Raw genomic sequence first — 12,114 nt, 5'->3', positions numbered from 1 at the left:
AAAAATGGATACTCAGAATGAGACACAGGTGAGAATTACAACAGCAGATCCATCAGCACTAGGATTGTTTGGTTTAGCAATGGTGACATTGGTCGCATCATCACAAAAATTAGGAATAACAGAAGGGCTTTCTTTAATCCTACCATGGGCATTTTTCTTAGGTGGAATGGCTCAGTTAATAGCGGCGATACTAGATTCCAAGCATAATAACATGTTTGGGACAACGGCTTTCGGAGCATTTGGACTCTTTTGGTTTGGTGTCGGAACTAGCTGGTTGATTCAATTAGGAGTTTTCGGTGAAACACTGGCAGCAAATGCAGATCCAAAACAACTTGGGATTGCCTTTCTTGGCTATTTAATTTTCACTCTTTTTATGACAATCGGAGCAATGGAGACAAACAAAGTATTATTCTTCATCTTTGTTTTTATTGATTTCTTATTCATTGGCTTAACGTTAAGCTCCTTTAACGTGATGTACGAAGTCACGCATATGTTAGCAGCAATAGCGGAGTTAATCATTGCCTTGCTGTCATTTTACGGTGCCGGGGCCATCTTATTAAACAAACACTTCGGAAAAGTTTTCCTGCCTATAGGACAACCCTTTGGAATCTTTACAAAGTAGTTTTAATTAGATATACAGATAGAACCAGAGTCTAGAATTAACTTTCTAGGCTTTTTGTTATGCGAAATAACTTACTTTTTAATGACGCCTGCATAAATATATAGGTGCAGAGCCACAGATAAATGTATTTTGATAGAAGATATTGAATAGTTACATTCGACGTAACGGTCACTCTCCGAATGAAACTATCAGCCGTATACGGTGACATTCAAAAATTGTCAAAGCGCGGACTGTTCCTAAACGCCATCATTAGCGACATTCCGACTGAATTGTGCGTCTGACTGTAGCTAAATCAGACTATAGTAACACTAGCATCTGCGATATTAGGATGAGTGTCACTAAAGCAGAAGTAGGTCATATTATCTATCCATTGTATCCTTAAAATATTTAGTCTCAATCGTCTTTTCAGGAAAAACTCGAGCAGAGAGTTTTGGTACATACATTCCGAGGCTAATAGACCGTGCTAATGAAAATAAAATGAACGATGCCCACAAACCGTGATTCTGAAAAATAGGAACAAGGATAGCTGCACTTGTGATGAAAACGAGCATCGAGACAATAAGTGAATTCCTGATTGGAGCGGCTTCGGTTGCACCTGAGAAAACGCCGTTTAGCTGTATGCCCCAGAATGTGAAAATCGGGAATAATAACAACCAGAAAAAATAGATCTCCGAAAGACGTTGAACTTCGGGAATGGACGTATAAAACGAAATAATTACTTCTGCCCCGGCTACAAGCGAGAGAGTTAGCGCAACACTAAAAATAATGCCCCACTTTGCGGAGAGCTTTAATATATTATGAAATAACTTAGGCTGTTTCATTCCTATGGATCTGCCGATTAATATACTGCTTGCATTGGATAGACCACCGAAGCAATAGGCAAGCAAAAAATGAATTTGAAATAAAATGGCATTGGCTGCCAAAGTTGTGTCATCCATTCTTGCTCCTAAGGAAGTAAACATTGTATAAACCGTTAGCAAGCATACAGAGCGAATAAATAAATCCCGGTTCACTTCTAGCATTTTTTTAAAGGAACTTGTGTTTGAAATATCTGACCACGAGAATAAAGACCAGTTTAAAAGGGTTTTGTTGAGAAGGAGTAGTAGAATGATTCCGCTCAAAACAGCACTTAATTCTGCGAGTAAACTTGCAAATGCTACCCCTTGCACGCCCCAGTTGAAGACATGGACAAATAAGAGATCTAACAAAATATTAATAGAATTCATGCCAATTTGAATGAACAGGGCGCTCTTTACATAGCTTTTTCCGATCAACCAGCCAAGAATCACATAGTTAACGAGTGTGAAAGGGGACGACCAGATTCTAATATTAAAATAGAGCTTAGCTTGTTCTGCGACCTCGGTGGTAGGGTGAATGACAGTTAGTGACAGCCACCTGATAGGTTCCTGGAAAATGATAAAGGCTAAACCAAAAAAAACAGCGATCATAAAAGGACGAATAAATGCTTGATAAAGTTCTTTTTCATTGTTTGCACCATGCGCTTGTGCAGTGAAACCTGATGTACTTAATCTTAGAAATCCCAATACCCAGAATAAGGTATTGAAGACTATACTTCCAACTGCCACACCACCGATGTAGGAAGGATCAGTCAATTGTCCAACCACAGCAGTATCAACAGAGCTTAACAAAGGTGTTGTCATTGTAGAAATCATTAAGGGAATGGCAAGTTTCATATATTGCTTACTAGATACCTCAGTTTGTAAAGGTACAGGAGGAAGGCTTGAGGAAGTTCCCATTTTATTTCTCCTTTTTTTTCTTTTTTTGTGGAGGGACGAATTAGTGATTTTTAATCCAGATGACGATTTTTTAATCCAACTTTACGCAGGAGTTCAATCGAGTTCTGTTTCTGATTAAGTCGGTCGGTTCCAGTTATAAAGGCTATGGAAAGGTTGATATGATCTCTTCTTTCCTTCCGAAAAACAATTGTATCATTATTTTCGAGATACCTTAACAAACGTTTTTTTATTTGAGCTTCGTTATTCATAGATTCAGAAACAGTTCATTATAATTGCTTGACGCTAACTGGGAATCTATGTATAATCGTAAAGCGTAATGATTTCGATTTAAAATTAAAAGAAGGAGTGTTTATAATGAATTCATCTACCAAAATGTTAAGTATTTTCACAATCACCGCTTTTTTAGCAGCAGGATGCGGGTCTTCCAATTCTGCGGAGGAAGCATCCGCAGACGAAGAAGAAAATAACGGCTCCTCCTCTGAGACAGCTGAAACTCCCGAAACGGAGGAAGAAACAAATTCGAACAGCCATAATCATGAAAATAATCACGATCATGACGATGATAACAACCATGATCATGATAACAATCATGATCATGACCATGACCATGATGAGGAAACGGAACAAATTTATAACGGGTACTTTGAAGATGATCAGGTGGAGGATCGCTCCCTCTCTGATTGGGAAGGGGATTGGCAATCTGTCTACCCCTACTTGCTGGATGGCGAACTGGATGACGTATTCTCGCATAAAGCCGAGCAAGATGAGGATATGACTGAGAAGGAATATAAAGAATATTATGAGGTCGGTTATGAAACAAATGTCGACCGGATTGTTTTCGAGGATGACACGGTTACCTTTCATGAAGATGGAGAGGCATATTCCAGTGAGTATTCGTATGATGGGTATGAAATTCTTACGTACGAAGCAGGAAATAGAGGCGTTAGGTTCATCTTTGAACGGATGGACGAATCTGAGTATATGCCGCAGTATATTCAATTCAGTGATCACATTATTTCCCCTACAAAATCGGACCACTATCACCTGTATTGGGGAGAAAACCGCGAAGAACTGCTAGAAGAAGTTACCAACTGGCCGACTTATTACCCATCAGACATGGATGGCGACGAGATTGCGCACGAGATGATTGCCCATTAAATCTTTACATCATCAGTCATTGCTATATATGGATAAAATTTCAACATGTATTTCCATCTACTAGAACTGTATCGCGTTGAGTGTCACTGAACGGAATATTAGTGACACTCCATCTGATATATCAAGCTGATGATCCCAATAGACGTTCTTCTGCTCGATATCTCGTTAAAACAAAAACTTTCGCTATAGAATACAGAAAAACTGCCCCATAATTCTGAGGCAGTTTTTTCTATGAAACTAATTATTTGATGTTCTTACGTACTTATTGCTTTATCCTCTTTATCCAAAGGCTCGGTGCGATCCACGATGACGGCTGCGGAAGCATCACCAATAACGTTTACAGAAGTCCGAAACATATCAAGAATGCGGTCAATCCCGGCAATTAGCGCAATGCCCTCAAGTGGAAGATCTATATAAGTTAATACAAGACTCAACATGATTAAACCTGCACCTGGAACACCAGCTGTGCCAATAGAGGCTAGTGTCGCAATCAAAACAACACTAAGTAACTGCATGACACTTAATTCAATACCATAAAACTGAGCAATAAATAACACGGCGACACCTTGGTAAATAGCAGTGCCATCCATATTTATCGTGGCTCCAAGTGGTAAAACGAAACTGCTCGTTCCTTTGGATACACCAAGATTTTCCGTTGTATTTTTTATTGTGAGCGGAAGTGTGCCTGCACTGCTTGCTGAGCTGAACGCTAAAATAGCAGCGGGTGCGATCCCTTTCATGAAAGTGATTGGGCTCATTTTTCCTAAAGTTTTCACCGCGATTGAATAAGTGATGACGACATGTATAATACATGCGACAGCGACTGCTATAATCACTTTTAATAACGGTAACAGAATAGCCAGCCCATGATCTCCAACAATAGGTGCTACCAAACCAAAAACACCAATTGGTGCGAGCATAATCACAAATCCAGTGATTTTAAACATGACCTCAGAGAAGCCCTCGAAAAAAGTGAGAACAGGTTTGGCCCGCTTGCCTACAGCCGCAATTCCAACTCCGAGAAAAATAGCAAAGAATATAATTTGCAGAATATTTCCTTCTACCAAACTCTGAAAAGGATTGGTTGGAATAATATTTAATAGCGTATCTATCACGCTATTTTGCTGCCCTGTTTCAGCGGCACTTTCATCGATATTTTCCATAGGAATATCAACCCCCTCACCGGGCGCAAATAAATAACCTATTCCAAGACCGAGTGAAATAGCAATAGCTGAGGTGGCTAAATAGTATACAACTGTCTTTCCACCGATGCGACCGACTTTCTTTAAATCACCATTTCCAGCCACACCTACTACTAGAGTAGCTAGTATGAGAGGAGCAATAATAAATTGAATTAATCTAAGGAACGCATCTCCTAAAGGGGATACTACTTCAATTTCGGGTCCAACTGCCATCCCTAGTACGATGGCTAACAAGAATGCAAGTAAAATTTGCGTTAAGAAGTTTATTTTCATGTGTGAGTACCTCCTTCAATAAAAGTATATTTCACGATACCACAAATACTTTCCTAAAATAAAGATTTTATAGGCCAGGTACTCTACACACAGAAAAAGATTCTGGCTAGTAAGCGGAGAGGCTAATTCTTTAGATATATAATATATGTTTAATTTGAAACTTTGAATAGTTAAATATAACTAGTCTCCTAAGAGTTTGTATGGTAAAATATAACTGTGTACATTTAAATATATTTCATTGAAACGGCAAACTCATTGAAAAGTGAGGACGCAAAGCTACAGGCCTAAGGAGATCACTATGGTTGCTGGGTTCCCAAAGGAATAACGAACGAAGTTATTTCCATAAGGGAGTAGCTTTTTTGTATATATGTTTACAAACTAACTAATACATTTGAGAGAATGTGAGGAACTATTATGATGACTAAAAAACAGTCAGGCGCTCTGCTTATTACCATTATCATCACATTATTTTACGTATGGAATTATCTATTTAAAGAAAACGAATGGATGGGTGCACTTGGAGCGAGTTCTATTCCATTTATTGGAGGAACTTTGAGTTTAATCTGGCTTTATCAGGCATATCGTAAGAATAGAACGAAACAAAGATATTTCTGGCTGTTGTTAATTTTTGGTGTCTCTCTAAACATTTCAGGAAATTTGATCTGGATTTTTGTCTTAATTACTAGAGGGGACACTATTTACCCTGATATTTCATGGTTATTCTGGCTCTTAGCATATATATTCTATTTAGCGGCACTAATTTATAAAACGAGGATAATTAATGGCTTTGGTGCAAATAACCCGTATTTATTTAATATCAATGTTTTTATGTTGGTTGTGTCTGTAATTAGTATTCATTATTTCATTGAACCACTCATCGTTATTCAAAGTAACTCCTTTTTGATGACAATTATTAATATAGGTTTTCAAATAACGAACTTAAGTATTGCGTTTGTTTTAACGTGTCTCTACTACCTTGCTCGACATAGTATTGAAAAAAAACTGATCCAAATTATAATTGTTGCATTTTCCTTGCAACTTCTTGCTGACTTCGGTTATACATTTCTATCTATTTATGGGACATACGGAATAGGAGGTTTTCTCGAACCATTATGGGTATTTGCTGTAATGTTGATCGGGTTTGCTAGTTTTTTTGAGCAAGAAAATCCCTATAATAAAATACAACCAAAAAAATATGTGAGTGAGAAAGAGCCTATTTTTCCATATATAAGTGCGGTAATTCTCATTGTTCTAGTTTCCCAGAGCTATGAATGGAAGCTTAACGCTTTGAGTATTGGTATAAGTATTATTTTCTTTATGATTATTACTCGGCATCTCTCGATTATTAAGAAAAATAAAAATCTGATGAGTGAATACAGGAATTTAGCGTTTCATGATTCATTAACCGGCTTGAATAATCGTACAAGTTTTCATCACGATTTGGGACTTCAAATGGGACTAGCAAAACAAAATGACAGCACAGTTGCTTTGTTATTGATTGATTTAGATCAATTTAAACTTGTAAATGACACGCTTGGGCACCAAATAGGAGACCAACTGTTAAAGTTAGCTTCGATTCGGTTACAATATTCAACAGATGATGATGCAGAAATTTACAGAATAGGAGGAGATGAATTTGTCATCATCCTATCGGAAACTACAGAAGAGAATTGCATTATCGCAGCTAAAAATATATTAAACGAGTTTTCGAAATCTTTTAGTGTTGCCGGTCATGAAATGACAGTTACAGCAAGTATCGGAATAAGTTTATATCCAGAGCATGGGGAAGATCGGGAATCGTTACTTAAAAATGCAGATGCCGCCATGTACTTGGCAAAGGGAAATGGAAGAAATAAATTCCGTTTTTACAATTCCGAATTGAATGAAATAATGGTAAGAAAGATGAAAATTGATAGTGAATTAAGAAAAGCAATCGATAATAACGAATTCCATCTAGTGTATCAACCTAAAATTAATCTACAATCAAGAGAAATTATTGGTATGGAAGCGCTTTTACGGTGGGATAGTACTGAACTTGGATCAGTATCACCGGTTGAGTTTATCTCAATAGCAGAAGAAACGGGACAAATTGTTGCCATAGGAGAGTGGGTTTTAGAAACAGCTTGTAAACAAAACAAAAGATGGCAAGAGGAAGGATTTCCACTTTTATGCGTGTCGGTAAATGTTTCTGTCCCGCAATTCCAGCAAAACGCTTTCCTTGAAACCGTAAAAGGCGTTTTACAAAATACAGGTCTTGAACCTCAGTTTTTAGAATTAGAAATCACAGAAAGTGTGATGCAAAATAAAGCCGAGTCTACTGAATTGTTAAGAGGATTGCGGAAGATTGGCGTGAAGACATCGATTGATGATTTTGGAACGGGATACTCCTCCTTGAATATTCTTAGAGAGCTTCCCATTGATACGATTAAAATCGACAAGTCATTTATTGATGGTATTTTGGACTCGGCAAGTGAATCGATGATTAAAACAATTATGGATATAGGATTGAATTTAAATCTTGAGGTGATTGCTGAAGGGATAGAGTATGAATGTCAGGTTGAAATGTTAGAAAAATACAACTGTAGATTTGGACAAGGTTATTTGTTTTTAAAGCCTACAGATAGAGCAGGTTTCGAGAGATATCTTGAAACGTATACTGCTCAAACTAGCTTGAATTAGTTGAATGGGTATTGTGTGATTCACAAAAAAGAGGTATTCTGCTTTCGCTGAATACCTCTTTTTTACGAAGAAATTTATATAATTATCCGTCTTTTAGAGATTGTTATTTTCGTCGAACTGCGAGGCTCGAATCCACTCTAGGCGGACGCTTTCCGCGGGCAACCCCTTCTTGTAAATTCCCTATATATGTGTTTTCTAGTACGTGTGAACTGACACCGACTGGTTTCATTCCAAAGTTGCGAGTTGACTTACATGATTTATAAAAAAGAGCCTATTGTCACTAAGGTATTTAATTCTAAATTGTCTTAAAATTCATTGAAGTGTGTTGACGCCTGGAAAGATGACCTCTATACTATAATTGATATTGAAAATCATTATCAATTAAAACGAGGGGGATTCAGAATGATGAAAAAAACTAAAATAATCAGTGGACTCGTTTCGAGCCTATTTTTGCTGACAGTTTTTACAGCGTGCGGGGCAAATGAAGAGGCCAATAGTGCTGAAACGGTTACAAATAATGCAGTAGAAAGTGAAAGTGAAAGTGAGACTTCGGATAATGAAGTTCGTATCGTTGAGCATGCTCTAGGGGAAACAGAAATTGTAGGAACTCCGGAAACTGTAGTGACCTTATACCAGGGTGCAAATGATGTAATTACTGCTCTGGAAATAAAACCAGTTGGAATTGTTGAGTCGTGGACAGAGAAACCAATTTACGAGTATTTACGAGAAGATTTAGAAGGAATAGAGATTGTTGGAGAGGAAACGCAACCTAATCTAGAAGCTATATCTGAACTAGAACCGGATCTTATTATTGCCTCTTTAACACGCCACGAAGAAATTTATGACCACCTTAGTGATATTGCTCCTACGGTTGTAGGGGAAGCTGTTTATGACTGGAAAGATACTCTCAATATCATGGGGCAAGCTTTGAATAAAGAAGAAGAAGCAGACCAATTGCTTGAGGATTATAACACTAGAATTGCAGATTTCAAGGAGGAAATGGGTGACGATCTGCCTATTGAAGTTGCAATTACTAATTTCAGAGCGGATCACGCACGTATTTTTTATATGGGTTATGCTGGTGGAATTTTACAAGATGCTGGGTTCACAAGACCTGAAGGCCATGACGATCCGGAAGAATGGGGAATCAAACTATCTTCTAAAGAAAGTATTCCTGAAGCAGATGCTGATATGATTTTTAATTTTAACTCAGGAACTGAGACGGAACAAATTGAACAAACGTTCAAGGAATGGACAAGTCATCCATTATGGGGAAACCTTGAAGCTGTAAAAAATGATCAAGTAGTTATGGTAGAAGAAGTGCCTTGGAATAGTGCGGGAGGTTATATCTCTGCACACCTAATGCTAGATGATCTTTACGAAATTTTTGAAATCGAAGAGTAAGTACTTTCGCTAGAAAAGATTTAAGCCAAACATTTGGAGTTACAAAACCAGTTAAACGATGGAAGTGTAATGATATGGGTAGATATATACTAACAAGTAAGATGAAAATACTCACTTTAGCAGTTATGGTATTGATTTTTGTCCTAGCATTTATTTCAAGTATTATAGTGGGGCAAACACCTATATCTGTGGTGCAGGCTATTGATTCATTTTTGAATTACAATGAAGCAGTGACGGAACATGTTGTTGTACTAAAAGATCGTCTTCCTAGAGCGGTGATTGGTGCTGTCATAGGAGCGTGCTTGGCAATTGCGGGGGCACTTATGCAAGCATTAACCAAAAATCCGCTTGCTTCACCGAGTATATTTGGTATAAACACAGGTGCAATTTTTTTCGTCGTAGTGGGTATCGTTTTTTTCTCAGTGTCATCTTTGCAATATTTAATGTGGTTTGCTTTTTTAGGAGCTACAATTGCTGCAATATTTGTTTACTTTCTTGGGTCAATAGGCAGAGATGGATTAACGCCGATCAAAATTCTTCTGGCAGGAGCTGCAATCAGTGCATTATTTCAATCGTATACACAAGCGATTCTCGTCATGAACGAAGCGGGATTACAAGACGTTTTATTTTGGCTTGCAGGTTCAATAAGTGGACGAACGCTGGACATGTTACTTCCGGTTTTACCCTTTATGATTATTTCTATAATTACAGCTCTATTCATGGGGAAAGCAATCAACTTGCTGATCACAGGAGACGACATTGCTAAAGGTATGGGGCAAAAGGTATGGCTAGTAAAAGTGGTCATGGGAGTCATTGTCGTATTTTTGGCAGGCAGTTCCGTTGCAGTAGTTGGCGCGGTGGGATTTATCGGTTTAGTCATTCCGCATATTGCAAGAGCGTTTACTGGTAATGATTATCGGTGGCTACTTCCTTTTGCCGCAGTCCTTGGAGCAGTGTTGTTATTATTGGCGGATGTGGTTGCTAGATTACTCATCATGCCACAGGAAGTACCCATTGGGGTTATGACAGCAATAATTGGTGCGCCTTTCTTCATTTATATAGCGAAACGAGGGGTGACCAAACTGTGAAAAAATATGTAACGTGGCAACATCCAAAAGAACATATGTCATTCCAAATAGAAACAAAAACAGTTTTGATCCTTCTGGGATTATGTATATCCCTTTTCTTAGCACTGATTCTTGGACCGAGTCTGGGAAATAAGTTACTAAGTCCATTAGAAGTAGTGAGGACAATCGCAGGAGTTAGTACAGGAGGAAATGATTTTATTGTAATGAATTCGAGATTGCCCCGGACGCTTGTTTCGATACTTACGGGTGCTGCCTTAGGATTATCAGGGCTCATTTTGCAAGGGGTGATACGGAATCCACTCGCTGCGCCGGATATTATTGGTGTAACGGGGGGATCTTCTGTAGCCGCAGTTGCTTTTATTACGTATTTGTCAGGAACGTTAAGTCTCTTTTATTTACCATTAGCTGCTGTTTCCGGAGGTATTATTGTTTCTGTTTTTATTTACATGATGTCGTGGAAAAATGGTGTAACACCGATCCGGCTTATTTTAATTGGCATCGGTGTTTCGGCAGTAATGAGTGCAGGAACAACTTTTATGCTCGTACTAAGTCCTTCAGCATCAGCAGGTCAGGCTTATCTTTGGTTGACAGGAAGCGTTTATGGAGCTTCCTGGGAGGATGTTCGAACTGTGGCTATCGTTATTTTAGTCATTACTCCCCTTGTATTACTCTTCTCTAGAAGCCTCAATGCACAACAATTTGGGGATGAAGTGGCATCGGGACTTGGTGTGAAGGTGGAATTTCACAGAATGGCTTTACTGCTTTTTAGCGTGATACTAGCAGGCGTTGCTGTATCAGCTGCAGGAGCGATAGGGTTTGTTGGACTGATTGCTCCTCATATAGCGCGTGCACTAATAGGAAGGCAATTTGCCGGGTTAATTTTAAGTTCGGCTCTAGTGGGCGGATTACTTGTTTTTTCAGCTGACTTAGTTGCACGAACCGTTTTTTATCCGATTGATATTCCAGCAGGTGTCTTTACTGCAGGTATTGGTGCTCCTTTCTTTTTATACTTGTTATTTAAAAATCGTCATCAATTTTGATAAGGAGGGTTAGAAATATGGTTCGTTTACAAGCCGCTGATTTAACATTCGGGTATGATGCAGAACCGATTATTGAAAACTTAAATCTGGAAATTCCAAAGGGCGAGATAACCGTCTTTATTGGTGCTAATGGCTGCGGTAAATCTACGTTGCTAAGGACGTTGGCTCGATTACTTAAACCTGATAAAGGGACTGTGTTTTTAGATAGCGAAAAAATTGCTTCGCTACCGACAAAAGAAATCTCAAAAAAAATGTCGATACTTCCACAAGGCGCTTCTACTCCGGAAGGTTTAACTGTCGATCAATTAGTTAGACAGGGGAGGTATCCACACCAAAGTTGGTTAAAGCAGTGGTCCAGTGAAGATGAACGTATGGTTCAAGATGCTTTAAAGTCAACGAATATGACTCATTTAAGTGAACGTTCAGTGGATTCCTTGTCTGGAGGTCAAAGGCAGAGAGCTTGGATTGCGATGACGTTAGCTCAAGGAACGGAAACGCTTTTATTGGATGAACCTACAACCTATCTTGATATGGCTCATCAGATTGAGGTTTTAGATTTACTTTTTGATCTTAACGAAAAAGAGCAAAGAACAATTGTCATGGTTTTACATGATATTAACTTGGCTTGCAGGTATGCTCATTATATCGTCGCTGTTCAGAAAAAAACGATATATGCTCATGGAAGACCGGAAGATATTATTACAGCAGATACATTGAAGGCAGTTTTTCAAATGGAATGTCAAATTATGAGGGATCCGATATTTGGAACACCTCTGTGTATTCCATTTGGAAAAGGGAGGAAAATCGGGAACAGGGAAGATCAAATGGAAAGGCTGTTTTCGTAAGTGTTGTTTTTTATTAGCAATCATTCGGGCCAAAAACGGACATGAG

The 12,114-nt window shown here is 38.4% G+C and carries 9 protein-coding genes and 1 riboswitch; of the genes, 7 read left to right on the top strand and 2 right to left on the bottom strand.

Annotation, left to right across the window (positions count from 1 at the left end; genetic code table 11):
- Positions 1–4: 4 nt before the first annotated feature.
- Complete coding sequence (locus CEF18_RS15055; RefSeq protein ID WP_110937212.1) at positions 5–622, top strand: acetate uptake transporter; 618 nt, start codon at positions 5–7, stop codon at positions 620–622.
- 359 nt (positions 623–981) lie between these two features.
- Here CEF18_RS15055 and CEF18_RS15050 read toward each other — a convergent pair whose 3' ends face one another.
- On the bottom strand, positions 982–2,379 hold the full coding sequence (locus CEF18_RS15050; protein ID WP_110937211.1) for an MATE family efflux transporter: 1,398 nt from the start codon (positions 2,377–2,379) through the stop codon (positions 982–984).
- 354 nt (positions 2,380–2,733) lie between these two features.
- On the opposite strand from CEF18_RS15050, the gene CEF18_RS15045 reads away from it, so the two are divergent.
- Positions 2,734–3,537, top strand: a complete 804-nt coding sequence (locus CEF18_RS15045; protein WP_110937210.1) for a metal-binding protein ZinT — start codon at positions 2,734–2,736, stop codon at positions 3,535–3,537.
- 254 nt (positions 3,538–3,791) lie between these two features.
- On the opposite strand, the gene CEF18_RS15040 is transcribed toward CEF18_RS15045, so the two are convergent.
- Complete coding sequence (locus CEF18_RS15040; RefSeq protein ID WP_110937209.1) at positions 3,792–5,012, bottom strand: dicarboxylate/amino acid:cation symporter; 1,221 nt, start codon at positions 5,010–5,012, stop codon at positions 3,792–3,794.
- Positions 5,013–5,247: 235 nt separating this feature from the next.
- Positions 5,248–5,330, top strand: a riboswitch (cyclic di-GMP riboswitch).
- Between the two features lie 96 nt (positions 5,331–5,426).
- Here CEF18_RS15040 and CEF18_RS15035 point away from each other — a divergent pair.
- The 5 genes from CEF18_RS15035 (at position 5,427) to CEF18_RS15015 (ending at position 12,068) form a co-directional block, all read left to right on the top strand.
- Entirely contained in the window at positions 5,427–7,691 is a 2,265-nt protein-coding gene (locus tag CEF18_RS15035; protein ID WP_110937208.1) for a putative bifunctional diguanylate cyclase/phosphodiesterase, read from the top strand.
- Positions 7,692–8,093: 402 nt separating this feature from the next.
- Entirely contained in the window at positions 8,094–9,095 is a 1,002-nt protein-coding gene (locus CEF18_RS15030) for an ABC transporter substrate-binding protein (RefSeq protein ID WP_310793576.1), read from the top strand.
- Between the two features lie 74 nt (positions 9,096–9,169).
- Entirely contained in the window at positions 9,170–10,183 is a 1,014-nt protein-coding gene (locus tag CEF18_RS15025) for a FecCD family ABC transporter permease (RefSeq protein ID WP_223292321.1), read from the top strand.
- Entirely contained in the window at positions 10,180–11,223 is a 1,044-nt protein-coding gene (locus CEF18_RS15020; protein ID WP_407690402.1) for a FecCD family ABC transporter permease, read from the top strand. Before CEF18_RS15025 ends, CEF18_RS15020 begins: the two co-directional genes overlap by 4 nt.
- 17 nt (positions 11,224–11,240) lie before the next feature.
- Entirely contained in the window at positions 11,241–12,068 is an 828-nt protein-coding gene (locus tag CEF18_RS15015; RefSeq protein ID WP_110937207.1) for an ABC transporter ATP-binding protein, read from the top strand.
- The last annotated feature ends 46 nt before the right edge of the window (positions 12,069–12,114 follow it).

The sequence above is a fragment of the Salipaludibacillus neizhouensis genome (assembly GCF_002886185.1).
Classification (GTDB): domain Bacteria; phylum Bacillota; class Bacilli; order Bacillales; family Salisediminibacteriaceae; genus Salipaludibacillus; species Salipaludibacillus neizhouensis.
This window is presented reverse-complemented; position numbering and strand designations above follow the sequence as displayed.